The organism is Kitasatospora sp. NPDC029312 (assembly GCF_055569215.1).
Genome location: NZ_JBVHXY010000004.1, coordinates 98,273 through 124,099, shown reverse-complemented (window position 1 = coordinate 124,099; position 25,827 = coordinate 98,273). Strand labels below are relative to the sequence as shown.

General features: G+C 74.4%; 22 protein-coding genes and 1 riboswitch. Of the genes, 10 read left to right on the top strand and 12 right to left on the bottom strand.

Annotated features, from left to right (window positions below):
- Window positions 1-180 precede the first annotated feature (180 nt).
- Complete coding sequence (locus tag ACZ4WV_RS05085; protein ID WP_465742893.1) at window positions 181-762, bottom strand: MarR family winged helix-turn-helix transcriptional regulator; 582 nt, start codon at window positions 760-762, stop codon at window positions 181-183.
- Window positions 763-930: 168 nt separating this feature from the next.
- On the opposite strand from ACZ4WV_RS05085, the gene ACZ4WV_RS05080 reads away from it, so the two are divergent.
- The 4 genes from ACZ4WV_RS05080 (at window position 931) to ACZ4WV_RS05065 (ending at window position 5,808) form a co-directional block, all read left to right on the top strand.
- Entirely contained in the window at window positions 931-2,226 is a 1,296-nt protein-coding gene (locus tag ACZ4WV_RS05080; protein ID WP_465742891.1) for an MFS transporter, read from the top strand.
- A gap of 217 nt (window positions 2,227-2,443) precedes the next feature.
- Complete coding sequence (locus ACZ4WV_RS05075) at window positions 2,444-4,105, top strand: dolichyl-phosphate-mannose--protein mannosyltransferase (protein WP_465742889.1); 1,662 nt, start codon at window positions 2,444-2,446, stop codon at window positions 4,103-4,105.
- Window positions 4,105-4,890, top strand: a complete 786-nt coding sequence (locus ACZ4WV_RS05070) for an ABC transporter permease (RefSeq protein ID WP_465742887.1) — start codon at window positions 4,105-4,107, stop codon at window positions 4,888-4,890. Before ACZ4WV_RS05075 ends, ACZ4WV_RS05070 begins: the two co-directional genes overlap by 1 nt.
- 333 nt (window positions 4,891-5,223) lie before the next feature.
- The gene (locus ACZ4WV_RS05065) at window positions 5,224-5,808 is read left to right on the top strand and encodes a TMEM165/GDT1 family protein (protein ID WP_465742885.1); all 585 of its coding nucleotides are present in this window, start codon (window positions 5,224-5,226) and stop codon (window positions 5,806-5,808) included.
- 16 nt (window positions 5,809-5,824) lie between these two features.
- On the opposite strand, the gene ACZ4WV_RS05060 is transcribed toward ACZ4WV_RS05065, so the two are convergent.
- Window positions 5,825-6,739: a peptidoglycan-binding domain-containing protein gene (locus ACZ4WV_RS05060; protein ID WP_465742883.1), complete on the bottom strand. Its 915-nt coding sequence runs from the start codon at window positions 6,737-6,739 to the stop codon at window positions 5,825-5,827.
- Between the two features lie 509 nt (window positions 6,740-7,248).
- Between ACZ4WV_RS05060 and ACZ4WV_RS05055 the strand changes: the two genes are divergently transcribed.
- The gene (locus tag ACZ4WV_RS05055; protein WP_465742881.1) at window positions 7,249-9,351 is read left to right on the top strand and encodes an MDR family MFS transporter; all 2,103 of its coding nucleotides are present in this window, start codon (window positions 7,249-7,251) and stop codon (window positions 9,349-9,351) included.
- Window positions 9,352-9,396: 45 nt separating this feature from the next.
- Here ACZ4WV_RS05055 and ACZ4WV_RS05050 read toward each other — a convergent pair whose 3' ends face one another.
- Window positions 9,397-9,873, bottom strand: a complete 477-nt coding sequence (locus tag ACZ4WV_RS05050; RefSeq protein WP_465742879.1) for a MarR family winged helix-turn-helix transcriptional regulator — start codon at window positions 9,871-9,873, stop codon at window positions 9,397-9,399.
- Between the two features lie 62 nt (window positions 9,874-9,935).
- Here ACZ4WV_RS05050 and ACZ4WV_RS05045 point away from each other — a divergent pair, with 62 nt between their 5' ends.
- Both ACZ4WV_RS05045 and ACZ4WV_RS05040 read left to right on the top strand, forming a co-directional pair.
- Complete coding sequence (locus tag ACZ4WV_RS05045) at window positions 9,936-10,346, top strand: cupin domain-containing protein (protein ID WP_465742877.1); 411 nt, start codon at window positions 9,936-9,938, stop codon at window positions 10,344-10,346.
- Window positions 10,347-10,441: 95 nt separating this feature from the next.
- Complete coding sequence (locus tag ACZ4WV_RS05040; RefSeq protein ID WP_465742875.1) at window positions 10,442-10,765, top strand: antibiotic biosynthesis monooxygenase family protein; 324 nt, start codon at window positions 10,442-10,444, stop codon at window positions 10,763-10,765.
- An 82-nt stretch (window positions 10,766-10,847) separates the two neighbouring features.
- Here ACZ4WV_RS05040 and ACZ4WV_RS05035 read toward each other — a convergent pair whose 3' ends face one another.
- The 9 genes from ACZ4WV_RS05035 to ACZ4WV_RS04995 all read right to left on the bottom strand — a co-directional run bounded on the left by ACZ4WV_RS05035 (window position 10,848) and on the right by ACZ4WV_RS04995 (window position 22,122).
- The gene (locus tag ACZ4WV_RS05035) at window positions 10,848-11,726 is read right to left on the bottom strand and encodes a LysR family transcriptional regulator (RefSeq protein ID WP_465742873.1); all 879 of its coding nucleotides are present in this window, start codon (window positions 11,724-11,726) and stop codon (window positions 10,848-10,850) included.
- A 165-nt stretch (window positions 11,727-11,891) separates the two neighbouring features.
- The gene (locus ACZ4WV_RS05030; protein ID WP_465742871.1) at window positions 11,892-14,735 is read right to left on the bottom strand and encodes a glycoside hydrolase family 3 C-terminal domain-containing protein; all 2,844 of its coding nucleotides are present in this window, start codon (window positions 14,733-14,735) and stop codon (window positions 11,892-11,894) included.
- 221 nt (window positions 14,736-14,956) lie between these two features.
- Entirely contained in the window at window positions 14,957-15,496 is a 540-nt protein-coding gene (locus ACZ4WV_RS05025; protein ID WP_465742869.1) for a ricin-type beta-trefoil lectin domain protein, read from the bottom strand.
- 63 nt (window positions 15,497-15,559) lie between these two features.
- The gene (locus tag ACZ4WV_RS05020) at window positions 15,560-16,399 is read right to left on the bottom strand and encodes an ECF transporter S component (protein WP_465742867.1); all 840 of its coding nucleotides are present in this window, start codon (window positions 16,397-16,399) and stop codon (window positions 15,560-15,562) included.
- Window positions 16,396-17,997 carry an ABC transporter ATP-binding protein gene (locus ACZ4WV_RS05015; RefSeq protein WP_465742865.1) on the bottom strand — a complete coding sequence of 534 codons (1,602 nt, stop codon included), beginning with the start codon at window positions 17,995-17,997 and terminating at the stop codon, window positions 16,396-16,398. The genes ACZ4WV_RS05020 and ACZ4WV_RS05015 overlap by 4 nt, the downstream gene beginning before the upstream one ends.
- Window positions 17,994-19,100 carry an energy-coupling factor transporter transmembrane protein EcfT gene (locus ACZ4WV_RS05010; RefSeq protein ID WP_465742863.1) on the bottom strand — a complete coding sequence of 369 codons (1,107 nt, stop codon included), beginning with the start codon at window positions 19,098-19,100 and terminating at the stop codon, window positions 17,994-17,996. Before ACZ4WV_RS05010 ends, ACZ4WV_RS05015 begins: the two co-directional genes overlap by 4 nt.
- A 53-nt stretch (window positions 19,101-19,153) precedes the next feature.
- Window positions 19,154-19,894, bottom strand: coding sequence for an SCO2322 family protein (locus ACZ4WV_RS05005; protein ID WP_465742861.1), 741 nt, complete (start codon window positions 19,892-19,894; stop codon window positions 19,154-19,156).
- Window positions 19,894-21,225, bottom strand: coding sequence for a prenyltransferase/squalene oxidase repeat-containing protein (locus tag ACZ4WV_RS05000; RefSeq protein ID WP_465742859.1), 1,332 nt, complete (start codon window positions 21,223-21,225; stop codon window positions 19,894-19,896). The genes ACZ4WV_RS05005 and ACZ4WV_RS05000 overlap by 1 nt, the downstream gene beginning before the upstream one ends.
- 143 nt (window positions 21,226-21,368) lie before the next feature.
- Window positions 21,369-21,420, bottom strand: a riboswitch (cobalamin riboswitch).
- Between the two features lie 102 nt (window positions 21,421-21,522).
- Window positions 21,523-22,122, bottom strand: a complete 600-nt coding sequence (locus ACZ4WV_RS04995; protein ID WP_465742857.1) for a TetR family transcriptional regulator — start codon at window positions 22,120-22,122, stop codon at window positions 21,523-21,525.
- A 290-nt stretch (window positions 22,123-22,412) separates the two neighbouring features.
- On the opposite strand from ACZ4WV_RS04995, the gene ACZ4WV_RS04990 reads away from it, so the two are divergent.
- The 3 genes from ACZ4WV_RS04990 (at window position 22,413) to ACZ4WV_RS04980 (ending at window position 25,723) form a co-directional block, all read left to right on the top strand.
- A complete protein-coding gene (locus ACZ4WV_RS04990; protein WP_465742855.1) occupies window positions 22,413-23,723 on the top strand; it encodes a glycosyltransferase family 4 protein in 1,311 nt (436 codons plus the stop codon).
- Window positions 23,724-23,930: 207 nt separating this feature from the next.
- Window positions 23,931-24,665 (top strand): class I SAM-dependent methyltransferase, encoded by a 735-nt coding sequence (locus tag ACZ4WV_RS04985; protein ID WP_465742853.1) that lies wholly within the window; start codon window positions 23,931-23,933, stop codon window positions 24,663-24,665.
- Complete coding sequence (locus tag ACZ4WV_RS04980; protein ID WP_465742851.1) at window positions 24,662-25,723, top strand: prenyltransferase/squalene oxidase repeat-containing protein; 1,062 nt, start codon at window positions 24,662-24,664, stop codon at window positions 25,721-25,723. The genes ACZ4WV_RS04985 and ACZ4WV_RS04980 overlap by 4 nt, the downstream gene beginning before the upstream one ends.
- Window positions 25,724-25,827 lie beyond the last annotated feature (104 nt).

The following is a 25,827-nucleotide window of genomic DNA, read 5'->3' as shown; positions in this document are numbered from 1 at the left end:
GGCCCCACCGGTCCGCGCCGTCCGGGGGCACCCGGACCACCATGTGCACCGCGGAGTCCGGTCCGCCGGGGGAGCGCCCCCCGGCGGACCGGACTCCGCGCGTTTCCCGCGCGCCACGCGACGCGCTCCCGAACCCTGCGCCACACGCTCCCAGGCTCAGCGCGTCGGCGCTCCCGAGCCCTACGCCAGGTCGGCGGTGCGCCCGAGTGCGTCCGGCTGGGTCTGCTCGATCCGCCGCAGCATCCTGGCCAGCAGGCCGCAGAGCGCGGAGCGCTCCTCGTCCGCGATGTCCTGCAGCAGCTCCTCTTCGAACACCGCCGCCATCCGCATCGACTCCAGCCACTTGTCGCGGCCGTTCTCGGTCAGCTCGATGATCACCCGTACCCGGTTGGACTCGTCCCGCTCGCGGGTGACCAGGTCCTCGGCGACCATCCGGTCGATCCGGTGCGTCATCGCGGCCGGCGTGAGTCCGAGCCGCTTGGCCAGCTCGCCGGGCCCCAGGCGGTAGGGGCTGCCGGCCACCACCAGCGCCTTGAGCACCTCCCACTCCGCGGAGGTGATCCCGAGCACAGTCAGCTGCCGGTCGTACGCCACGCCCATCCGTCGGGCGACCCGCGACAGGGTCTGCACGATCGTCTCCACCTGGGGATCCACGGTGGGGAATTCCCGCTGGTACAGGGCCACCTGCTCGGCGATGCCGAGCTCCAGGGGGGTGGCCGGCGGGGGCTTGTCGGCAGCCGGCGCCGGCTTCTCCGTAGTCATGCCGACAGTGTCGCACGCGAACGTGCATCCCTTAAGCCTTTGACTCCGCAGCCTTCCGGTGCTAAGACTTTATCTCGTCAAACTTTAGATCTGAAATCTTCCGGGCTTAAGCGTTCAGCTCAAGAGTTCCGGACGATCCGGGAAGGGATGTGCACGGTGACCGGCACGGTGAAGCAGCAGAGGCAGCAGCGGCGCGGGGCGGGCGGCCCGCTGCGCCGCGTCCAGATCGGCAACGCGCTCAGTGCGTTCGGCAGCGGGTTCACGATGCCGTACATGTTCGTGTACGTGGACCAGGTGCGCGGGCTGGGCTCGCTGGCGGCCGGGATGGTGTTCACCGTCTTCGCGCTGGCCGCGCTCGCCGTCCTCCCGCTCACCGGTCGCGGCATCGACAGGTACGGTCCCCGTCCGGTGCTGCTGGCCGGGGCCGCGCTCGCCGCCGCCGGCGCGTTCGCCTTCGGCCACGCCACCGACACCCCGGCCCTGCTGGTCTCGTCCTTCCTGTTCGGCGCGGGTGTCACCACCTGCCAGCCGGCGCTGGCCACGATGATCGTCCGCTGCTCGACGGCGGCGACCCGCTCGCACGCCTTCGCGCTGCAGTTCACCCTGGTCAACCTGGGCATGGGCATCGGCGCGCTGGTCGGCGGGCAGATCGTCGACGTCGCCGACCCGGCCAGCCTGACCCGGCTGTTCACCATTGAGGCGGCGACCTTCCTCGGCCTGGCCCTGGTCACCGGCACCGCCCGGATGCCGAACGTCCGGCTGAGCGTGCTCCAGGAGAAGGCCGACGGCCCGACCGGCCTGCGCGCCCTGTTCGCCGACAAGGCGATGGTGCGGCTCTGCGTCCTCGCCGGGCTGATCTTCTTCACCTGCTACGGCCAGTTCGAGTCCGGTGTCGCGGCCTTCGCCACCGACACCGTCGGCACCGCGCCGTCCACCCTGGGCTTCGCGATCGGCGCCAACGCGCTGACCATCGTCGTCCTGCAGATGTTCATGGTGCGGATCACCGCGCGCCGCCGCCGCACCACGGCGATGGCCGCGGCCGGGCTGGTCTGGCTGGGTGCCTGGGCGATGGCCCTGGTGGCCGGTCTGATCCGGACCGAGACCATGGCCGCCACGGTCGCGATCGTCTCGATCTACGCCCTGTTCGGCGTCGGCGAGTCGCTGCTCGCGCCCACCATGGGCCCGATCGTCGCGGACCTCGCTCCGGCCCGGCTGCTCGGCACCTACAACGCCGGGTACGCCCTGGTGAAGCAGATCGCGATCGCGGTCGGCCCGGCCGTCGGCGTGCTGCTGGTCGGCTCCGGCACCTGGCCGCTCTACCTGGCCGCGATGGCCGGCTCGACGCTGCTGGTGGTCCTGCTGGCGCTGCGGCTGCGTCCGCACCTCACGGCGGAGCAGGACAACGCGGCCCCGGCCGTAGTCCGCACGACCGTTCCGGTCCGGGAGCTGCAGACCGCCGCGTGACCGGCGGCCGCCGGCCGGCCACAGCCGCCTTGCGAAGGCGTGCGAGACCGGCGCCGGGCGCCGACCAGGTCACCTGGTCGGCGCTCGTCGCGCTTGGCTTCGCCGGGCACCGCCACATAGTGTCAGTGGCTGTTGACCGCCCGGCCCCGGCCGGGGCAGCAGACCCGGGCCCGGAACAGCACCCCGCGGGCCCCGCAGACTGGCGATCGGCGAGGCAATGACGCAAGCGGCGCTCACGCACCCCCCGGCGGCCCCGGCCCCCGCCGACCCCGCTCCGGCCCGCGGCGGGCTGCTCCACCGGGTGGCCGACCGCTCCGGCCGGCTCGGCCCGATCCTCCGCTGGACGGCCGACCACTCCGGTTGGCTCGGCCCGATCGCCGTCGCGCTCTTCGCCGGCCTGCTGCGCTTCTGGCACCTCGGCTACCCCAACGCCTTCGTCTTCGACGAGACGTACTACCCCAAGGACGCCTGGTCGCTGCTCCAGCAGGGCTACGAGGGCACCTGGCCCGACCACGCCAACACCGACATCCTGGCCGTCCCGCAGTCCATCCCGCTCAGCTCCGCGCCCGAGTTCGTCGCCCACCCGCCCCTCGGCAAATGGGTGATGACGATCGGCGAGCAGCTGTTCGGCCTGCACCCCTTCGGCTGGCGGTTCATGACCGCCCTGCTCGGCACCGTCTCCGTGCTGATGCTGGCCCGGATCGGCCGCCGGCTCTTCGGCTCCACCCTGGTCGGCTGCACCGCCGCCCTGCTGATGTCCGTGGACGGCCTCCAGCTGGTGATGAGCCGGGTGGGCCTGCTCGACGGCATCCAGATGTTCTTCGTGCTCGCCTCCTTCGGCGCCCTGCTGGTCGACCGCGACCACACCCGCGCCAGACTGGCCGCTGTGGCCGACGCCGACCGCGCGCGGCTCGGCCCGCGCCCCTGGCGGATCGCCGCCGGGGTGTTCATCGGCGCGGCCTGCGCGGTCAAGTGGAACGGCGCCCCGATCCTCGCGGCCTTCGGCGTCCTGACCGTGCTCTGGGACCAGTCCGGCCGCCGCGGCGCCGGGGCCCGCCGCCCCTGGCGCGCCATGTTGCGCCGGGACGCCGTACCGGCCTTCCTCGCCATGGTCGGCTCGGCCCTGGTGGTGTACGTCGGCGCCTGGTCCGGGTGGCTGGCAAGCGGTACGGGCGGCGCCGGTGGCGACGGCGGCTACGACCGGCACTGGGCGGACGGCCGAGCCGGGCTCTCCCCGGACCAGGTCCTCGGCATCCCGCTGCCCCAGCTCCCGATGAGCTGGGTGCCCGCGCCGCTGCGCAGCCTGTGGCACTACCACTCGCAGATGTACGACTTCAACACCGGCCTGAGCACCCCGCACACCTACCAGTCCAACCCCTACGCCTGGCTGGTCGACGGCCGCCCGGTCTCGATGTACTGGGAGCAGGTCCCGGCGGGGACGAGCGGCTGCACCGCCCCGGGCGGCTGCTCGGCGCAGATCCTGGGCCTGGGCACCCCGTTCCTGTGGTGGGCGGCCTGCTTCGCGCTGGTCTACCTGCTGTGGCGCTGGTTCTTCCGCCGGGACTGGCGCTCGGGGACCGTGCTCTGCGCGGTCGCCGGGATCTACCTGCCCTGGTTCCAGTACCAGGAGCGGACGATCTTCTCCTTCTACATGGTCGTGCTCGTGCCGTTCCTGTGCCTGGCCGTCGCCCAGATGCTCGGGGCGGTCCTCGGCCCGGCCGGCAGCAGCCCCGTGCGCCGCCGGTGGGGCGCGGCCGGCGCCGGACTGATCGTGCTCGCGATCGTCGGCTGCTTCGCCTTCTTCTACCCGCTGTACACGGCGGAGGTGATCCCGATGTCGTCCTGGCAGGACCGGATGTGGTTCACCAGCTGGATCTGATGACGCCTTCCGCGTCCGGTTCGGCGTCCGGCGGGCAACTGCTGCCGGTCACCCCCGTGCTCGGGGCGGTCACCGCGGTGCTGCTGCTGGCCGCCGTGGCCGTGGCCGGGTGGGGGCTGCTCGGCCACGGGCGCGCGGTGGCGCGGGCCGGGTTTCGGGCGGTCGTCCAGCTGGCGGCCGTCGCGGCGGTGATCAGCTGGGTGGTCGGCTCGCTCTGGTGGTCGGCGCTGTTCGTGCTGCTGATGTTCACGGTCGCGGTGCGCACCGCCGGGCGGCGGATGACCCCGGGCCCGGGGTGGGTGTGGGCGGCCGCCCCGATCGGCGTCGGGGTGCTGCCGGTGCTCGGCCTGCTGTTGGCCGTCGGACTGCTGCCGCCCAAGGGCCTGTCGGTGATCCCGGTCGCGGGCATCCTGATCGGCGGCGCGCTCACCGCCACCTCGCTGGCCGGTCGGCGCGCCCTGGACGAGCTGCGGCAGCGGCGCGGCGAGGTGGAGGCGGCGCTGGCGCTCGGCTTCGAGGAGCGGGACGCCCGGCTGGAGATCTGCCGTACGGCGGCGGCGACCTCGCTGGTCCCGGCGCTGGACCAGACCCGGACGGTCGGGCTGGTCACCCTGCCTGGGGCCTTCGTCGGCATGCTGCTCGGCGGGGCGTCGCCCGTCCAGGCGGGGGCGGTGCAGCTCTTCGTGCTGGTCGGGCTGCTGGCGGTGGAGTCGGCGGCGGTCGTGGTGGTGCTGGAGCTGGTCGGGCGCGGGCTGGTCACGGCGGGTGCGGCTGACGGCCGGTGACGGTGGTGGCTGGTCACGGCGCGGGCCGGTGACGGCGAGGCTGGTGACGGCGAGGCTGGTGAGCGCGCGGGCTGGTCACCGCGGGTACGGCTGGCGGGGTTCGGCCGGGGCGGAAGGCGTCGGGTAGGCTTGGGCGCGTTGAAGGGGAGTAGCCCTCCACCGGACCGTCGACATACTGGCTCCCACGGGCCCGGCGCCCGGGGCACCGCTCGGTGAGCGGTTGCCGGCGAGACCTTCGGCCGCAGTGCTGTGACCGTTTCCAGTGCTGTCGGGCCGAAGCGATCCCTGACGGAGCCGCGGAGGCCTGACGGCCCGACCGAGGGATTCCTCCGCATGAGTCTGACCGTTGCCGCGTTGACGTTCGGCATCGTCTTCCTGGCCGAACTTCCGGACAAGACCGCGCTGGCCAGCCTGGTGCTCGGCACCAAGTACCGCGCGAGCTACGTCTTCGCGGGCATCGCCGCCGCCTTCGCCCTCCAGGTGGGCCTCGCCCTGGTGGCCGGGCACCTGCTCTCGTTGCTGCCGCACCGCTGGGTGGAGGGTGTCACCGGTGCGCTGTTCCTGGCCGGTGCGGCGATGCTGCTCTTCCACGGCGGCGGCGACGATGACGAGCACGCCGCCAAGGAGCCGTCCTCGAACAGCTTCTGGAAGGTGGCCGGGGCGAGCTTCGTGGTCGTCGCGGTCGCCGAGTTCGGCGACCTGACCCAGATCATGACCGCCAACCTGGCCGCCAAGTACGCGGACCCGCTGGCCGTGGGCCTCGGCTCCTGGCTGGCGCTCTGCGCCGTCGGCGGGATCGCCATCGTGGGCGGGCAGAAGCTGCTGAAGCACGTGCCGATGAAGCTGATCATCAGGGTGGCGGCGGCGGTCATGGTGGTGCTGGCGGGCGTCAGCATCGTCGGCGCGATCACCGGCTGATGAGCCGTATGTCCGGTCAGCAGCCCTGGTCGGCGGTGAGGACGGCCTGGGTCTTGGGTCCGTACACGCCGTTCTCGCCCTTGATGCGGTTCTCGCGCTGGTAGTCCGACAGCACGGAGCGGGTCCAGTAGTCGAAGGTGCCGGTCACGATCGACTTGTCGACCAGTCCGCACTCGGCCGCGTACAGGCGCTGCTGCATGTCCTTGACGTCGGCTCCGCTCATCCCGAGCTGGAGGACGCGCGGGGCCGGGGTGTCGGTCGGCGTGGGGGTTGGCGTGGGAGTGGGGCTCGGCGTGGGCGTCGGGGTGGCGGTCGGTGTCGGCGTGGGGGTCGGCGTCGGTGTGGGCGTCCTGGTCGGGGTCGGCTTGCGGGTGGGCGTCGCCGTCGGGCTCGGCACCGCCCCGGCCGACGGCGGGGCGCTGGCGGTGGGCGCGGCTTCGGCCGGCGGGTCCACCGGGGCGGGCGCCAGCGTGGTGGTGAGCACCGGCTGAGCCTGCTTGGCCGGCTCCGACGAGGGCGTCACGGCGTACGCGATACCGATGGTGAGCGCCACCAGAGCGGCGCCGACGCCGCCGATCAGCAGCTTGTGCCGGGCCAGCGGGTTCTGCGCCGCCTGCTCGGCGGCTCGGCGCGATGCCCGTCCGCCGCCGGCCTCCGGCCCGGCCGGGGTGAGGTCGAAGGCGCCGCCCTCGCGCTCGTACGGGGCACGCGGCGGCGCGGCCGGCGCGTACGCGCCGGGGCCGGTGGGCGGCACGGGCGGTAGGACGGTGGTGGCGTAGGCGTCGGCGTCCGGGCCCAGCGGGGGCCGGATCGGCGGCAGGACGGTGGTGGCGAACGGGTCCCCCGCCGGCTCGAGTTCCTCCGCCACCTGGCCGGCCGACTGCGGCATGTACGGGCGGACCAGCGGCGGGCCCTCGACGTGCGGGAGCACGGCGGTCTCCGCGAGGCCCGGGTCGCCGCTCGGGTTCGGTCCCGGCTGCGGACTCGGCTGCGGACCCGGCTGCGGAGCCAGGTTCGGACCTGGGAGGCAGCCGCACCCGGCGGGGCGTGCGGTGCCGCACGTCGGGCAGTGCTGGTCCGGCATCGGCCGGTCCTCCTCGGTGCTCGGTTCTCTGCGCCCGGTTTCCCGGCTTCCCGGTTCCGGGGGCCCGGTTGGGGGCTCCGGGTTCTCGCGATCGCGCCTGATTATGCAGGACGTCCCGGAGAGTGGACAGGGGCGTCCGGCCCCCCGCGGGGGTGTTGTGCCGATTGGTGGTGGTTGGCCCCCGGGGGAAGTGCTGGGACGCGAGGGACGGGCCGGGTGCTTACGTTCGGCTCAACCGGGCGGTGCAAACCAGGACATCTCTGCCAGCATGGGGAACTGGGAGTGATCACCCGGCGGGCGCCCGGTCGTCCGGCCCCGAGACCCTACGGAGAGGCCGTGCCGCCTGTGGAGACGCCATGACGGACCCTCGCCCGACGTCCGGCCGGGGGCGGCGTCCCCCTGCCGCGTCCGACCGGAGCCCGGCGAACGAGCCGGGCCCGCCGGAGGTCACCGTCCCCAATCTGTGGGTGCCGATCGGCGCCCTGCTGCTGGCGATGCTGCTCGCGGCCCTCGACCAGACCATCGTCTCCACGGCGCTGCCCACCATCGTCAGCGACCTCGGCGGCCTGGACCACCTGTCCTGGGTGGTCACCGCCTACCTGCTGGCCTCCACCGCCGCCACCCCGCTCTGGGGCAAGCTCGGCGACATGTACGGCCGGAAGCGCTTCTTCCAGGCCTCCATCGTGATCTTCCTGCTCGGCTCGGTGCTGTGCGGAATCGCCCAGAACATGGGCGAGTTGATCGCTTTCCGAGCCCTCCAGGGCCTGGGCGGCGGCGGGCTGATCGTGCTCTCCCAGGCGATCGTCGGCGACCTCGTCTCGCCCCGGGACCGCGGCAAGTACCAGGGCCTCTTCGGCGCCGTCTTCGGCGTCACCAGCGTGCTCGGTCCGCTGCTCGGCGGTCTGTTCGTCGACCACCTCAGCTGGCGCTGGGTCTTCTACATCAACCTGCCGATCGGCGTGCTCGCCCTGGTGGTGATCGCCGCGGTGCTGCACGGGCTGGAGGTCCGGCGCGAGCACCGGATCGACTACCTGGGCACCGCGCTGATCGCCGCCGTCGCGACCTGCCTGGTACTGATGACCTCGCTCGGCGGCACCACCTGGGCCTGGAGCTCCTGGCAGGTCATCGGACTGGGGGTGCTCGGACTGGTGCTGCTGGCCGCCTTCGTCGCGGTCGAGCGCACCGCCGTGGAGCCGGTGCTGCCGCTGCGGCTGTTCCGCTCACGGACCTTCAGCCTGGTCGCGGTGATCTCCTTCGTGGTCGGCTTCGCGATGTTCGGCGCGCTCACCTACCTGCCGACCTTCCTCCAGGTGGTCCACCAGGTCTCGCCCACCCTGTCCGGCATCCACATGCTCCCGATGGTGCTCGGCATGCTGCTCACCTCGATCGGCTCCGGGCAGATCGTCGCCCGCACCGGCCACTACCGGGTGTTCCCGATCGCCGGGACGGCCGTCACCACGGTCGGCCTGCTGCTGCTCTCCCGCCTGGACGAGCACAGCAGCACCACCGAGATGAGCCTCTACTTCCTGGTCTTCGGCCTCGGACTCGGCCTGGTGATGCAGGTCCTGGTGCTGATCGTGCAGAACTCCGTCGGCTACCAGGACCTCGGCGTGGCCACCGCCGGCGCCACCTTCTTCCGCTCCATCGGCGCCTCCTTCGGCGTCTCCATCTTCGGCACGATCTTCGCCAGCGGCCTGCGGTCCCGGCTCGCCGACGCCCTGGCCGGCAAACCGCTGCCGCCCGGCTTCCACGCCGAGGCGATCACCGCCGACCCCCGCCTGATCGCCCGACTGCCCGCCGCCACCCAGGCCGCGGTCTACCACGCGTACGCCGAGTCGATCACCCGGGTGTTCCTGTACGCGGTGCCCGTCGCGCTGGTCGCCTTCGTCCTGTCGCTGTTCCTGCGCGAGCAGAAGCTGCGCTCCACGGTGACGGCGCCCGACCTCGGCGAGTCCATCGGCCTCAACCCGGTCGAGCGCAGCTCGCTGGACGAGATCGCCCGCGCCCTCTCGGTGCTGAGCACCCGCGAGGCCCGGCGCGACCTGTTCCGGCGGATCACTGCCTCCGCCGGGCTCGACCTGCTGCCGGCCTCCAGCTGGCTGCTCCTCCAGATGCACCACCACGGCTCGGTGGAGCCCGCCGAACTCGCCGAGCGGCGGATCGTCCCGATCGCGGTCGTCGAGGAGGCGGCCCGCGAGGTGGAGGGCCGGGGCCTGGCCTCCCGCGCCGGCGGCCTGCCGCTGCGCCTCACCGAACCGGGCGAGGAGGCGGCGCTGCGGCTGGTCGCGGCCCGGCGCACCCAACTGGCGGAGCTGCTGGGGGACTGGGACGAGACCCAGTACACGGACCTCGCCCAACTCCTCACCCGGCTCAGCTCCACCTTCTGCGCCGACCGCCGGGACCGGCCGGACCCGAGCGGGCCGCAACCCCCGTACCGGGGGGAAGGGCGGTCCTTCTAGGCCCCGCGCACCCGGTCCGCCCCGTGCGGTCGGTCTGCTCCTCCCTCAGGGCGCACCGAACCAGCGCGGGGTGTCCAGCCGGAACGGATCTCCGGGGGCGAGCCGCCGCAGGCCGTCCTCGACCTGGCGCAGCTGCTCCTCGCCGAGGGCCTGCGACCACTCCGCGCGCAGCTCGTCGAAGATCCGCGCCGAGCGCACCAGGCAGTCCACGCCCCGGTCGGTGAGCCGGACCACCTTGCGCCGGGCGTCGGCCGGGTCGCTGCCGCGCTCGACGTAGCCGAGCTGCTCCAGGTGCTCGACGGTCTTCCCCGCGGCCTGCTTGGACACGCCGAGCCGCCGTCCGAGCTCGACGGCGGTGGTGCCGTCCGGGCCGATCGCCTGGAAGACGAAGCCGTGCATCGGGCGCAGGTCCGGGTGGCCCTCGCGGGCGATCCGTTCGTGCAGCTCGTCGATGATCGTCCGGAACGCGAGCAGCAGGCGCAGCGGCAGCTCGAAGCCGGGCGGAGCGGAATCAGTTGACACGATAGACAACCTCATTGACTATATAGACAACACCGTTGTCCATCTTAAGGGGTTCCTCCGCCATGCCCGTGATCCGTTCGACCGACGCCCGTCGCACCGAAACCCCGAACGCCGTCATGACCACCTGCGCCTCACCCACCCAGGGCTCGACCTCCCTCGCCGTCTGGCGGGTCGAGATGCGCGCCGGCCAGCAGGGCCCGCTGCACGCCATGGACGCCGAGCAGGTCTGGACCGTCCTGACCGGCACCGCCGCCGTGAACCTGAACGGCGAGCCCCTCACCCTCACCGCCGGCGACACCCTGGTCCTCCCCATCGACACCCCACGCCGCATCTCCACCGCCGAGGGCTTCACCGCCCTGGTGGCTTCCACCTCCCCCTCCCACGTCTACAACCCGGACGCCGTCACCCCTGCCGACGCCTGCGCCCTCGCCCCGCGCGACGACCAGCGCATCGTCCCGCCGTGGATCGCCTGAGCCACCCCGGCGTGAGGTGTAGCAGACTGCTGCCGTACGCAGTGACCTGACCGGAGCCCCCGTACCCGGGGCTCCGGCGGAGCAGGAGGAGCGGCATGTCCGTCGTCAAGATCAACGTACTGACGGTTCCCGCCGAGCAGCGCGAGGTGCTGGAACAGCGCTTCGCCTCGCGGGCCGGCGCGGTGGAGAACTCGGACGGTTTCGAGTGGTTCGAACTGCTCCGCCCGGTCGAGGGCACCGACCAGTACCTCGTCTACACCCGCTGGCGCAGCGAGGAGGACTTCCAGGCCTGGATGGAGGGCCCGATGAAGGCGGCCCACCAGGGTGGCGGTGACGGCGAGGCGCCCAAGCGTCCGGCCGCCTCCGGGTCCACGCTGTGGTCCTTCGAGGTCGTCCAGTCGGCGGGTCCGAAGGCCTGACGGCGGTCATGGCGAACGGCGCGTCCCGGAACCCCGGGGCGCGCCGTTCGGCGTTCGCGGGCGCGTCGGGGCGGCGTCGGGCTCACGCGGCGGTGGCGTGGAGGACTTCGCGCAGGCCCGGGACGGTTTCGCGGTCGGCGCGCCAGACGAGGCGGAGGTGGAGGGGCGGGGGGTCGAGGGGGAGGCGGACGAGGGTGCCGGAGGCGAGGGGCTCGTGGACGGCGAAGTCGGGCAGGAGGGCGATGCCGAGGCCCTGTTCGGCGCAGGCGCGGGTGACGGCGACGCCGCCGGCGCGGACGCGTTCGACGCCATGGCCGAGCAGGCGTTCGCCGGCCAGCCGGAAGGAGCAGGTGGGGGCGTTGACCAGGAGTCGCTGGCCGCTGAGGTCCTCGCGGGTGACGGTGGTGGCCCGGGCCAGCGGGTGGGCGGGCGCGGCGACCAGGGCGAGCGGGACGGGCTTGAGGTCGAGGTGGTCGAGCGGGGCGGGCGGCAGGTAGAAGCCGAGTTCCCCGAGCGGCCCGGCGCTGTCCAGGATCAGAGCGGCTTCCAGGGCTCCGGCGGCGACCCCGCCGAGCAGGGCGTCCCGGGCGGTGTCGGTGTGCAGGGAGACGTCCAGGTCGGGCCGGTGCTCGGCGAGACGGGCCAGGACGGCGGGGACGTGGCTGGCCGCGATGGTCTCCAGGGCGCCGAGTCGGAGCCGGGCCCGGCCGCTGACCACCTCGCGCCGGGCCTGGTCGGCCTGGTCGAGGAGCTTGCGGGACCACGGCAGCAGCCGCGAACCGGCCGGGGTGAGCGCCATCCCGCGCGGGGCCCGGTCGAACAGCTCGACGCCCAGGCTGCGTTCGAGGGTGCGGATCTGTTCGGAGACGGAGGACGGCGCGAGGCCGAGTGCCACCGCCGCCGCGGTGACGGTGCGGTGGACGACGACGGCCTCGAAGACGCGCAACTGACGGAGCTCCACTGGTTTCCTCGGTTCCCCCGAACGGCCGTGGCGTGCGGCGCGGTTCACGTCGGTGCTGTGTTGCCGGACAGCGTACGGGGGCGTTCGGGCATTCCGAACGGTGTATGGGGGATCGGCGGTGGGGCGGGGCCGGGCGGCCCGCCTGACGCTCAGCAGGGGGGCGGTTCAGGAGGGCAGGGTCCAGCGCTGGTTGGCACCGGTGGTGCAGTCCCAGATCTGCAGCCTGGTCCAGTCGGCGCTGCTGCCGTCGCGGGCGTCCAGACACCGGTTGGAGACGGGGTTGAGGAGGGTGCCGTCGTCGCGTGCCTGCCAGCGTTGGGCGCCGGTGCCGTTGCAGTCGTACAGCTGGACGGGTGTTCCCGCGACGGTCCAGCCGTTGGTGACGTCCAGGCACTTGCCGAACGCCCTCAAGGAGCCGTCCTGTCGGACGGACCAGTCCTGGGCGCCGGTGCCGTTGCAGTGGTAGAGCTGGACGGCGGTGCCGTTCGCCGTCGATGCGCGGTTGACGTCCACGCACTGGCCGGCGATGCCGGTGAGCGGACCGCTCGGGCGTGGGGTGGACCAGCGCTGCTCGGTGGCGCCGGAGCAGTCCCGCAGCACCAGCCGGCCGTCGGCGGCGGCGAGACAGCGGCCGGAGGCGGGGTGGAGGAACGACGCGTCCGAGCGCAGGCGCCACACCTGGTCGGGGCCCTGGGTGCAGTCCCGCAGCCGGACGGCAGCGCCGTCGGCCTGGCCGCTCGGGGTGAGGCAGCCGTCGAGGACGCCGATGCTGCCGTCGGAGCCGACGGTGGCGTCCTGGGCGGCGGTGCCCGCGCAGTCGGCCGTCCGTACGGCCTGGTCGGGGTCCGCGGCGGCGGCCTCGGCGTCCAGGCAGGATCCGTCGGCGCCGGTGATCCGTCCGGACCAGGCGGAGACGGCGGGCGAGGCCGGCACGTCCGCGACGCCCTGCAGTTTCGGCGTGCGGGAGGAGGAGCCGACCGTCAGGCCGTACTGGCCGCCGGGAATCCGCCAGCCGTGGGTGTTCTGGTCCCAGACGGAGAAGGAGGTGCGGTCCAGCCGCAGCTCCACCCTGGTCGAGCCGCCGGGCGCCAGGGTGACCTTGCCGAAGGCTTTGAGCTGCTGCGGCGGCTCGCCGGCTGAGGAGGGGAAGGCGACGTAGAGCTGCGGCACTTCGGTGCCGGTCCGGGTTCCCCGGTTGGTGAGGTCGAAGGCGACCCGCACCCGCCCGGCCGGGTCGGGGCCGGTCACGGTGAGGCCGCTGTAGTCGAAGGTGGTGTAGGAGAGGCCGTGGCCGAAGGGGAACAGCGGGGCGGTGCCGCTCGCGTCGTACCAGCGGTAGCCGACCTTGAGGCCCTCGGTGTAGTGGTAGGCGTCGTCCGTGCCGGGGTACTGGGCGGCGTCCTGGATCGGTGTGGCGCTCGCCGAGGTCGGAAAGGTGACGGGCAGCCGCCCGGCGGGATCGGTGTCGCCGAACAGCACGTCGGCGAGCGCGGCGCCGCTCTGCTCGCCCGGGTACCAGGCCTCGACGACGGCCGGGACCGCGTCCAGCCACGGCATGGTGACCGGGCCGCCGGTGTTGAGCACCACCACGGTGTGCGGATTGGCCTTGGCGACGGCCCGGATCAGCGCGTCGTCCGCCGGGGCGAGGTCGAGCGAGCTGCGGTCCGCGCCCTCGATCTCCTCGTCGCCGACCACGACGACCGCCGCGTCCGCCCCGGCGGCCACCGAGGCGGCCGCGTCCGGGTCGTCGCCCGGGTGGTAGCGCACGGAGACGTTCGCGCCCGCCCTGGCGGTGATGCCCTGGCGGGGCGTCACCGTGTGTTCGGCATAGGGGTTGACGTGCGAGGAGCCGCCGCCACCGGTGTACGCGCGGTCCGCCCACGGGCCGATCACGGCGACGGACTTGAGCCGGGCGGTGTCCAGGGGCAGCACCGCCCCCTGGTTGCGCAGCAGCACCGTGCCGGCGGCGGCCGCCGTCCTGGCGTCGCGCGCGCCGGCGGCCGGGTCGGAGGCGGGTGGCTGGGTGCCGTCGAGTGCCCCCGTGCGTGACATCAGCCGCAGCACCCGCCGGACCTGGTCGTCCAGTACGGTCAGGGCCAGCCGGCCGTCGGCGACCGCGGCGGGCAGGTCGGCGAAGTAGGTGGAACCGCCGAACTCCTGGTCGAGGCCGCCCGCTGCGGCGTTGACCGAGGAGTGGGTGGCCGGGTAGTCGGAGCCGACCACGCCGTCGAAGCCCCAGCGGCCCTTCAGCACGTCGCGCAGGAGCGGGAAGTTCTCGCAGGCCCAGATTCCGTTGACCGGGTTGTAGCCGCACATCGCCGACCAGGCCCGGCCGTTCCTGACGGCCGCCCGGAAGGCCGGCAGCTCGATCTCGGTGAGCGTGCGCTCGTCGACGTCCGAGCTGTACGTCTGGCGGTTGTCCTCCTGGTTGTTGGCGGCGTAATGCTTCACCTGCGCCGCGACGTGCTGCGCCTGGATGCCGCGCACCTCGGCGGCGGCGAGCTGTCCGGCGAGGAACGGGTCCTCGCCGAGCGTCTCGAAGTTCCGTCCGCCCTGCGGGATTCGTACGATGTTCACCATCGGCCCGTACAGCACCTGGTAGCCGCGCGCCCTCGCCTCCCGGCCCAGGACGTCGCCGTAGCCGGCCGCCAGTGTGGGGTCGAAGGCGGCGGCCAGCGCCACGGGAGCCGGCAGGGCCGTCGCGGGCTGGCCGTCCCGGATGCCGGCCGGGCCGTCGGACAGCAGCAGCGGCGGGATGCCGAGGCGGGGGACCCCTCGGACGTAGCCGACGGAGTGCACGCCGTTCGGGGCGTCGAGGCCGCGTAGGAGGGTGACTTTCTCGTCGGTGGTGAGCTGGGCGAGGAGCGACTCGATGCGTTGCTCCTGGGATGAGCCGGCCGCGCGGCGCGGCGCGGCCTCGGCGCTGCCGGCGCCGGCCGCTGCGGCCAGCAGGCAGCCGCCGAGCCCGAGTCGGAGGATTCGCGCCCACAGGGGGATGCGTCGGATCATGGCAACCACCGATCGACGGAGTCGGAACGGAACCGAGCCGGGCGGGCCTGGGAATGGGGGTGACGGTCCGTCAAATCTACGGCGGCCTGGCACTGAACGGCAGGTGGCGTGCCAGGGCGTGTCGTGGGCATTCGGGGCGCGCCGGGATCGCGCCGGCGCGTTCAGTGGTCGCGCGGGACGCGGCCGGGCAGCCCCGTGTGGGGGCGGAGTGAGGGGGGCGCTCAGAGGGTGTCGCGGAGCTGGATGGAGCCGTGGTCGAGGACGAAGGTCTGGTCGGGGTCGGCCGGTTCGCAGGTGGACAGGAAGACGGTGTCGCCGTCGTCCCTGGTCGAGCCGGCGTCGATGCACATCTCGTCCGCGGTGCCGGCGGTGCGCTGGAGGACGAACGAGCCCTCGCGCAGCAGCCAGGTCTGGTTGGCGCGGCCGGCCGGGGTGCTTTCGCAGGACCAGATGCGGACGTCGTCGCCGTTCTCGCCCGTGTAGTCGCCGTCGAGGCACATCTCCCGGGCGGTGCCGAGGGTGTCGGTGACCTTCACCCGGCCGCCGTCCAGGGTGAAGCGCTGGGCGGCGGTGGCGAGGCAGCGCCGTACCGTGAGGTGGTCCGCGTCGTGGCGGGTGGTGCCGACGGCGAGGCAGAGGGCCTTTCGCGGTGGTGCGGGGGTGAGGGCCGCGGCGGGGGCGGCCGGGGCGGCGGCGAGGAGGAGGGCCGTCGCGGCGACGGTGACGGCGACGCCGGAGGTGCGGGCGGAGGTTCGGATCACGGGGTGATGATCGTGGACGGACGGGAGGGGTAGCGGCGTTCGGCGCGGCCAGGGGGCGGCGGTTCACCCGGCCGGCGGCGGGCGGAAGTCGACGGGGGCGTCGAAGGCCGCGCGCCGGGTGGCGCGGCGCAGGGCGCGCAGGACGGGGGTGCCGAGGGTGAGGCAGAGCACGACCGTCAGGGCGGCGCGGGGGAGGTCCCAACCCAGCGACGTGGTCAGGCAGTAGGCGGCGAAGCGCACCAGGTTGGCGGGCAGCGGGTCGCCGGGGACGAAGGAGATGGAGCCGGAGAGGCCCGCGATGTACGGCCAGCCCTGGAGGTTCATGATCGTGCCGTACAGGACGGCGGAGAAGGCGCCGTAGACGGCGAGGAGCAGCAGTTCGTGGCGGCCGCGCAGGGTGGCGGCGCCCGGCAGCAGGCCCGCGCCGAGGCAGACCCAGCCCATGGCGAGCATCTGGAACGGCAGCCACGGACCGACCCCGCCGGTCAGCAGGGCGGAGGCGAACATCGACAGCGAGCCCAGCACGAACCCGAAGCCGGGGCCGAGGGCGCGGCCGGAGAGGACCATCAGGAAGAACATCGGTTCCAGCCCCGCCGTCCCCGCGCCCAGCGGTCGCAGCGCGGCGCCCGTGGCCGCCAGCACCCCCAGCAGGGCGACGGACTTGGCGTCCAGCCCCGGGGCGCCGCCGCCCGCCGAGCGCCCCTCGGAGATCTGGGCGATGACCACGGCGAGCAGCAGCGGGAGCAGCAGGGCGAACAGCCAGGGGGCGTCGGCGGAGTGCCCGACCAGCGCCGATCCCGTGGAGGCGAGCAGCGGCCAGCCGAAGGCCGCCACACCGACGGCGGACACCAGCAGCAGGGCCGCGGCGGACCGGCGGCCGAGCGGGACGGGCCGGCTGTTCATGCGCTCAGCGCCTCCGCGACCTGCCGGACGGTGAGCCAGGGTCCCGGCGCCAGCACCTTGGAGACCTGCGGCGCGAACGCCGGGGAGGAGACCACCACCTCCGCCGTCGGACCGTCCGCGACGATCTCGCCCTCGGCCAGGATCACCGTCCGGTGGGCGAGTTCGGCGGCCAGTTCGACGTCGTGGGTCGCCAGCAGCACGGCGTGGCCCGCGCCCGCGAGGTCGCGCAGGATCTCCACCAGCCGGGCCTTGGCGGCGTAGTCGAGGCCGCGGGTCGGCTCGTCCAGGAGCAGCAGCGGGGGCCGGGCGGTGAGGACGACGGCGAGGGCGAGGGTGAGGCGCTGGCCCTCGGAGAGGTCGCGCGGGTGGGCGGTGTCGGCGATGCCGGGCAGCAGGCGTTCGACCAGGGCGCGGCACGACCCCGCGACCGCGCCCGCGTCGGCGTCCGCGGCGGCGCATTCGGCGGCGACGCTCTCGCCGTACAGCAGGTCCCGCGGGTCCTGGGGGACGAGGCCGACCTGGCGGATCAGGTCGGCGGGGCGGGTGCGGTGCGGGGTGCGGCCGCCGATGGTGACGCTCCCGGAGGCGGGGGCGTGCAGGCCGACCAGGCTGCCGAGCAGGGTGGACTTGCCGGCGCCGTTGCGGCCCATCAGGGCGGTGATCTCGCCGGGGCGCAGGGACAGGTCCACGCCGCGCAGCGCCTGGACCGGGCCGCGCCGGACGGCGAGGCGCTCGGCGACGGCGATGGGGGCGCCGGTCGGGGCCGCGGCCGCGGCGGGCACCCGGCCGTCCAGCTCGGCGCGCAGCGGGGCGGCCCTGCGGCGCGCATCGCGGACGGACAGCGGCAGCGGCCGCCAGCCGGCGAGCTGGCCGAGGCCGACCACCGGCGGGTGCACCGGCGAGTGCGCCATCACCTCGGCGGGTCGGTCCAGCACCGGGGCCGCCTCCGGGGTCAGCAGCAGCACCTGGTCGGCGTACTGGACGACCCGCTCCAGCCGGTGCTCGGCCATCAGCACGGTGGTGCCGAGGTCGTGCACCAGTCGCTGGAGGACGGCGAGCACCTCCTCGGCGGCGCCAGGGTCGAGCGCCGAGGTGGGTTCGTCCAGGACCAGCACGCGCGGGTGCACGGTGAGCACCGAGCCGATCGCGACGCGCTGCTGCTGGCCGCCGGAGAGCGAGCCCAGCGCGCGGTCGCGCAGGTCGGCGAGGCCGAGCAGGTCGAGGGTCTCCTCGACCCGGCGCCGCATGACGTCGCCCGGCAGGCCCAGGGACTCCATGCCGTAGGCGAGTTCGTCCTCCACGGTGTCGGTGACGAACCGCGCCGCCGGGTCCTGGCCCACCGTGCCGACCAGGTCGGCGAGTTCGCGCGGACGGTGCTCGCGGGTGTCCCGGCCGCCGACGGTGACCCGGCCGTGCAGCACGCCGCCGGTGAAGTGCGGCACCAGGCCGCTGACGGTGCCCAGCAGGGTGGACTTGCCGGAGCCCGACGGGCCGACCAGCAGGCAGAGTTCGCCCTCGGGGACGGTGAGGTCGACGTCGCTCAGCGCGGGTGCGGCGGAGTCCGCGTACCGTACGGAGACCTGCTCGAAGGTGATCACGATGCCCTCCGGGGCGGGGTCGGGGCGGCGAACGCCGGTACCAGGCCGAGGAGTACGGTCAGCATGGCGGCCAGCGGCAGCGCGGGGACGGTCGGCGGGACGACGGTGGGGGCGAAGGCGGCCGGGTCCTGGGCGGCCAGGTAGGCGGTGAGGGCCGCGACGGCGGCGCCGGAGCCCGCCGTCAGCCACTCCGGCAGGGCCCAGGGGTCCGGCCGGTAGTGCGACCTGACGGCCCGTCGGTTGCCGAGCAGCAGCCCGGCGAAGGCGGCGGCCAGACCGAGCAGCAGCACCGGCAGTGCCCAGCCGGCGCCGCCGGCGGTCAGCAGCCCGTACGCGGCCAGGCAGACCCCGAGCAGCCCGGCCAGGGTGAGCGCGGCGGTCGCCCGGGCGAGCGGGCGCGGGACGTCGGCGGTGCGGCCGAAACCCCGGGTGTCCATCGCCGCCGCCAGCGCGATGGACCGCTCCAACGCGCCCTCCAGGACGGGCAGTCCGACGCTCAGCACGGCCGCGATGCCCTTGTCCGCACGGCCGCGCAGCCGTCGGGCGGCGCGCAGTCGGCGGACGTCGGCGACCAGGTTCGGCGCGAAGGTCATCGCCACCACCACGGCCACGCCCGCCTCGTAGAGCGCGCCGGGCAGGGCGCGCAGCAGGCGGGCCGGGCTGGCGAGGGAGTTGGCGGCGCCGACGCAGATCAGCAGGGTGGCCAGGCGCAGCCCGTCGTACAGCGCCGCGAGCAGGCCCTCGACGGTGACCCGCCCGCCGATCCGCACCCCCTGCGCCCAGGTGGGCAGCGGCACTTCGGGCAGGGTGAACAGCACGTGGGTGCCGGGGATCGGCGAGCCGAGCAGCACGGCGAAGACCAGGCGGAGGCCGAGCACCAGCAGGCCGAGCCGCAGGAACGCCCCGTACGAGCGGGACCACGGCGCATCGCCGCGCCGCGCGGCGACCACGTACCCGGCGGTCGCGGCGAGCAGCAGCAGGATCGCCGGGTTGGTGGTGCGGGTCGCCGCCGCGCCGAGCCCGAGCGCCCACAGCCACCAGGCCCCCGGGTGCAGTTGGCGGGGGCCGGTGGGCGGTCGGGTGCTGCGGGCGGTGCTGCTCACGGATCGGTCCTGGGAGACGGAGGCTGAGGGGTGGGGCGAGGGCGCGGTCGGGGTCAGGGGGTGCGGCGGCGACGCGCCTGCCAGACGGCGCCCCCGGCGAGGACGGCGACCAGCGCGCCCCCGGCGACCAGGCCGACGTCCGGGCCGCCGCCGTGCTGCGGGGCCGACGCCGGGCCGTCGTCCGGCTGCGCGGCGGCCGCGCCCACCTGCTCGGCGCACCCCGCCTTCGGGTAGCCGGCGATGGCGCACAGCAGCCCGTTGGTGTCGTAGCGGAGCGGCGGGGCGACGGCGGCCAGCACCTCGGCGGAGCTGGCGCGCGGCGCCACGCCGGCGCAGGCCGTCCGCTGCTCCGGCGGCTGCGCGGTGGGCGCTCCGACGTCCTCGGCGGTGCCGAAGTCCAGCACGACGGCCACCCGCTTGCGGCCGTCCTGGACGGGCGTGCCGGCGCAGATGTCGTCGAAGCTCGCCTGGGCGCGGGGCTTCGCGGCGCTCTGTCCGCCGTCGGGGCTCACGGCGAACCGCCAGCCGTCGACCGCCCCGTCCGGCGGGACGGCGATCGAGGGCCCCTGCTGCTGGTACGTCCACGCGCCGCCGTCGGCTCCGCGCCAGAAGGACCAGTACCGGTAGCCGGCGGCGGCCCGGGCGGGCGCGGCGGCGTGGACGAGCAGCAGTAGCGCGCCGATCAGCGGGAGCAGGACGGTGGCGAGGGCCCGGCGCCCGGGCGCCGTCCCCCTGCTCCCGGTACGCGCGGGGGAGGGCCCGCCCGCCGGGACGCCGTGAGCTGCGGGGCGCATCAGAGGTGGGGGTTGCGCTTGCGCTGGAGGCTGAGCAGCAGGCCGCCGCCGATGCCGACGAGGAGGCCGACGATGATCAGCCAGAGCTGGCCGAAGCCGTCCTTCTTCTTCTCCGCCGGGGTGGCCGCCGTGGTGGCGGCGCCGGCCTTGGGTGCCGGGCCGAGGGCGGTGAGCTGCCCGGTGAGGTCGGCGGTGCCGCGGTGCGCGGCCTCGGAGACCAGGAGGAGGGTGGCGGTGGCCGCGGCGTCGGTGCCGTTCTTGGTCCAGGTGGCGCCCTGCCCCTCCAGCCAGTCGACGGTGTCGGAGGCCTGCTCCGGGTGGCCGCTCTGGACGAGGGCGAGCGCCGCCCAGGCGGTGGCGGCGTAGTCGGGCTTCGGCTCGGCGCCGGGGGTGGTGAGGCTGAGGTGGTCGCCGCCCGCCGCGAGCTGGCTGGTGAGGTAGGCGCTGACCGCCTCGCCCGCCTCGGCGTGCGGGATGGTGGCGGGCGCGGAGCCGTCGGCGCAGGCCAGCGCCTTGGGCGTCGCGTCGGCGCGCACGGAGGTGGTGACCGGCAGGTGTCCGCCGGCGGCCGCGAGCGCGGCCTGGGCGCTGGCCAGGGTGTTGGGGGCCAGGGCGCCGCCGGCCGGGTCCGGCTGGAAGGCGAAGGCGCCGCGCTGGTCGGCGGGGGCGGTGCAGCCGAGTTGGAACAGGGCGAGGCCGTCGAACGCGTTCTTGCCGGCCGCGCCGCCCTTGCCCGCCTTGGCGACACTCGCCGGGTCGGTCCTGGCCGCGAACAGCGCGTTGACGGCGAGCCCGGTGGAGTTGGCGTCGCCCGGGCTGCCGGGGTTGTCAGGCCAGCTGCCGTCGGCGTTCTGGTTGGCCTTGAGCCACTGCACGCCCTTGTCGACGGCGTCCTGGTGGCCGCCGAGGGCCACCAGCGCCTGGATGGCGACGGCGGTGGCGTTGCTGTCCTCGGTCTTGGCGTCGCAGGCCGCGCCGGCCGCCCGGTAGGAGGGCCAGCCGCCGTCCTCGCACTGCTGCCCGGTGAGCCACGCCACGGCGGAGTCGGCCGGAGTGACCTTGGCCGCCGAGAGGGCGCTCAGCGCCAGGGACTGCCGCCACACGCCGTCGTACGTCGGGTCGCTCTTGCCGTAGAGGCCGTCCGGGACCGCGGGAGCGGCCGGGGCGGCCGGGCTGCCCGGGGCGGCGGCGGGAGCGGACGGACCGTCCGTGGCGGCCGGGCTGCCCGGGGCCGCGGGCGCGGGGCTGTCGGCGAGGGCCGGTGCGGCGGCGAGGCCGGTGAGCAGCGCGGCGGACAGGGCGGCGGCGCCCAGTCGGGCGGCGTTCAGCATGGTGCGGGTGTGCCTTTCGGTGAGCGGTGGTGGCCCGGCGGGGGGCCGTTCCGTAGTCCTCGACGGGTGCCGGGCGCGGGCGTCCGGGCTGGCCGCTCGCCCCTCCGTCCGGGTGCTCCGACTCGTCCGGGGCCGCGCGGTGCGGCGTCCGGGCTCACGGTTGCGGGGTCAGCGCCGGATTCGCACCGGCTTCCCCCGGGGGAGGAGCGGGATGGAGTTGTGCTGCCCGTCGACTTTAGCCGCCGGTGCCGGCCGGGCGGCCGGCCGCGGCAGGAACAGGTTCCAGTCGGGCCCTCCTCACGCCAGTGTCAGCAGCCGGGCGGCGGTGTGCAGGTCCGCCCGCACCTCGGCGATCGAGGCGCGCCCGGACAGCCAGGCGACCAGGGCCGAGTGCCAGGTGTGCTCGATCACCCGGACGGCCGCCCGCTGGCTGTCGCTGGGCGGCGCGGACTGGCCGATCGCGTCCAGGATGAGCTGTCCGGTGGCGGCGCTGATCCGGTCCACCTCGGTGCCGACCGAGCGGTCGGCGAAGCACATCGAGCGGACCATCGCCTCGGCCAGCAGTGGTTCGCGCTGCAGCGCGTGGAAGGCCCGGGTGAGCGCGTCGGCGACCCGCAGGGCCGGCTCCCGGTCGGTGGGCGGGTGCCGCCGGATGTGCTCCTGGAGGCCCTGCAACTGTTCCAGCATGACGGCGACGAGCAGGTGGACCTTGGACGGGAAGTACCGGTACAGCGTCCCGAGGGCGACCTGCGCGCTCTCCGCGACCTCCCGCATCTGGACCGCCTCGTACCCGCCGCGGGCGGCCAGCGCGGTGGCGGCCCGCAGGATCCGGCGGCGCCGTTCGGCCTGGCGTGCGGTCAGCGGCGGTTCGCCGGAGGGCGTGGGGGTGGGGCTCACGGACGTGGACGGCGACGGCAAGTGTGCTCCCGGGGGCGCGTGGGTGGCGGCGTGCTCCAGAAGGCCGACGCGACGTCGACCCGAGGTCGACGGGGTCGACCGAGGTCGGTCGGGCCGGCGTGGCGGGAATCACCAGCCCTGGCTCCTGAGCGAAAGCTACGGGCCGGTATCTTCGAGGTCTCTCATTGTTCACACGGTCGCTGTCGAGTTCCACAGCCACTGAAACCTGATCTACTTTAGCGACCGGCAGCACCAGTAGCACCGATAGCAGCCAGAGATGAGGGCCCAGGATGACCGCGCACCCGCTGCGGATTGCCCTGCTGTCATACCGCGGGGACCCGTTCTGCGGCGGCCAGGGCGTGTACGTACGGCACCTCTCCCGGGAGCTGGCCCGACTCGGCCACCACGTGGACGTGATCGGCGCCCAGCCCTACCCCGTGCTGGACGAGGTCGAGGGCCCCGGTTCGGTGCGGCTGGTCGAACTGCCCAGCCTGGACCTCTACCGCGCCGACGACCCCTTCCGCACGCCCGGGCGCGGCGAGTTCCGCGGGCCGGTGGACGTCCTGGAGTTCGCCACCATGCGCACCGGCGGCTTCCCCGAGCCGCTCACCTTCTCGCTGCGCGCCCGGCAGTACCTGGCCCGGCACAAGGGCCGCTACGACGTGGTGCACGACAACCAGACCCTCGGCTACGGCCTGCTCGGCCTGGCCCGGCACGGCTTCCCGCTGGTCACCACGATCCACCACCCGGTCACCGTGGACCGGCGGTTGGAGCTGGACGCGGCCACCACCCGGCTGAAGCGGCTGTCGCTGCGCCGCTGGTACGCCTTCACCCGGATGCAGCGCCGGGTCGCCGCCCGGCTGGACCACGTGATCACCGTCTCCGGCACCTCGCAGCGGGAGATCGCCGAGCACCTGGGCGCCACCCCCGGCGCGATCTCGGTGGTCCCGATCGGCGCGGACACCCGGCTCTGGTCGCCCTCGGCCGAGGTCGAGCGGGTCCCCGGCCGGATCGTCACCACCTCCAGCGCGGACGTGCCGCTCAAGGGCCTGGTCTTCCTGGTCGAGGCGCTGGCCAAGGTCCGCACCGAGCGGGACGCGCACCTGGTGGTGGTCGGCAAGCCGCAGAAGGACGAGGGGCCGGTGGCCGAGGCGGTGCGCCGCTTCGGGCTGGCGGAGCACATCGAGTTCCGCACCGGCCTGAGCGACCGGGAGCTGGTCGACCTGTACCGCTCGGCCGAGGTGGCCTGCGTGCCGTCGCTTTACGAGGGCTTCTCGCTGCCCGCCGCCGAGGCGATGGCCACCGGCACCCCGCTGGTCGCCACCACCGGCGGGGCGATCCCCGAGGTGGCCGGGCCCGACGGCGAGACGTGTCTGGCCGTGCCGCCGGGGGAGGCGGACGCGCTGGCCGCCGCGCTCGGCCGGCTGCTGGATGACCCGCGGCTGCGCGCCGAACTCGGCGCGGCCGGGCGGGAGCGGGTGCTGGCCCGCTTCACCTGGGAACGGGCCGCCGAGCTGACCGCCGAGGCGTACCGCGCGGCGATCGCCACCGGCGTCGGCGCCCGGGCCCGCTCCGGGCCGGGCTGGCGGTACGTGCCCTGAGCGGGCGCGCCCGGGGTGACATGCCGAGGGGCGATGCGCCCTGAACGGCGGCCCGGAGGGACGTGCCGTGAGGGAGGCGCCCCGAGCGGCGTGCCCCGGGCGGCGCGTCCGAGCGACCCGCTCTCGGGCGACGCGACCCGGGAGCCGGGAATTGGTCCTGACGAAGCGTCAAGAACGCTTGGTAGCAATAGGAATGGGAGCCCTGCAGTGCTGACCGTCGATTTCTCGCGCTTCCCGCTCGCCGCCGGCGACCGGGTGCTCGACCTGGGCTGCGGCGGGGGCCGGCACGCGTTCGAGTGCTACCGCCGCGGCGCCAACGTGATCGCCCTCGACCAGAACGCCGAGGAGATCGCCGAGGTCACGAAGTGGTTCGCCGCGATGGAGCAGGCCGGTGAGGCCCCCGAGGGCGCGTCGGCGGTCGCGATGGAGGGCAACGCGCTGGCGCTGCCGTTCGAGGACGAGTACTTCGACAGGATCATCATCTCCGAGGTGATGGAGCACATACCCGATGACAAGGGCGTGCTCAACGAGATGTTCCGCGTCCTCAAGCCGGGCGGTCTGCTCGCCGTCACCGTGCCGCGCTGGCTGCCGGAGAAGATCTGCTGGGCGCTGTCCGACGAGTACCACGAGGTCGAGGGCGGCCACATCCGGATCTACCGGGGCGACGAACTGCTCGGCAAGCTCAAGGACGCGGGTCTGGAGCCCTACGGCACCCACCACGCCCACGCGCTGCACTCGCCGTACTGGTGGATCAAGTGCGCGGTCGGCGTGAACAACGACAAGGCACTGCCGGTCAAGGCGTACCACCAGCTGCTCGTCTGGGACATCGTCGGCACCCCGGTGATCAGCACGCTCACCAAGGCCGCCGAGAAGGCGCTCAACCCGGTCATCGGCAAGAGCTTCGTCGCCTACGCGTCCAAGCCGCAGCGGGCCAAGGCATGACCGCCGCCGTCCCCGAGGTGCTGCTGCTCGACGGGGTGCTGGACGCCGAACAGGCGGCCGGCACCGTCCGCAGCATCCTGGCCGAGCAGCGCGCCGACGGTGCCATCCCCTGGTTCGCCGGCCACCACCTCGACCCCTGGGACCACACCGAGGCCGCGATGGCCCTCGACACCGCCGGCGAACACGCCGCCGCCGAGGCCGCCTACCGCTGGCTCGCCTCCCGGCAGAACCCGGACGGCTCCTGGTACGCCGCGTACACCGACGGCGTGGTCACCGACCGCGCCAAGGAGAGCAACTTCTGCGCGTACATCGCGGTCGGGGTGTGGCACCACCACCTCAGCACCGGCGACGACGCCTTCCTCGAGTGGATCTGGCCGGTCGTCCGGCGGGCGCTGGACTTCATCGTCGGCCTGCGGCTGCCCGGCGGCCCGATCGCCTGGCGGGTCGCCGAGGACGGCACCGCCACCGACGAGGCGCTGCTCACCGGCTCGTCCAGCATCCTGCACGCGCTGCGCTGCGGCCTGGCCATCGCCGACTACCTGGAGGAGCCCCAGCCCGACTGGGAGCTCGCGACCGGGCGGCTGCGGCACGCCGTCGCCCACCACCCCGAGCGGTTCCTCGACAAGGACCGCTACTCGATGGACTGGTACTACCCGGTGCTCGGCACCGGCCTGCGCGGCGACGCGGCGGTGGCCCGGATCGAGCGGGACTGGGACCGCTTCGTCGTCCCCGGCCTCGGCGTGCGCTGCGTCAGCGACCGCCCCTGGGTGACCGGCGGGGAGAGCGCCGAACTCGCCCTCGCGCTCTGGGCGATCGGGCAGTCCGACCGCGCGGTGGAGATCCTGCGCTGGATCCAGAAGCACCTGCGGCACGAGGACGGCTCCTACTGGACCGGGTACGTCTTCGAGGACGACGCGATCTGGCCGGAGGAGCGCACCACCTGGACGGCCGGGGCGCTGCTGCTCGCGGTGGCCGCGCTCGGGGGCGACCCGGCGACGGTCGCGGTCTTCGGCGGCGACCAGCTGCCCGCCGGGCTGGTGGTCCAGGACTGCTGCTGACGGCGGGCACACGGAAGGGGGGGGGGCGGGGGGCGCAAAACGCCCCCGCCCCCCCCCCCCTTGGGCGGGGTCTCTCTCCCCTTTTTGTTTCTTCTGTTTCCGGG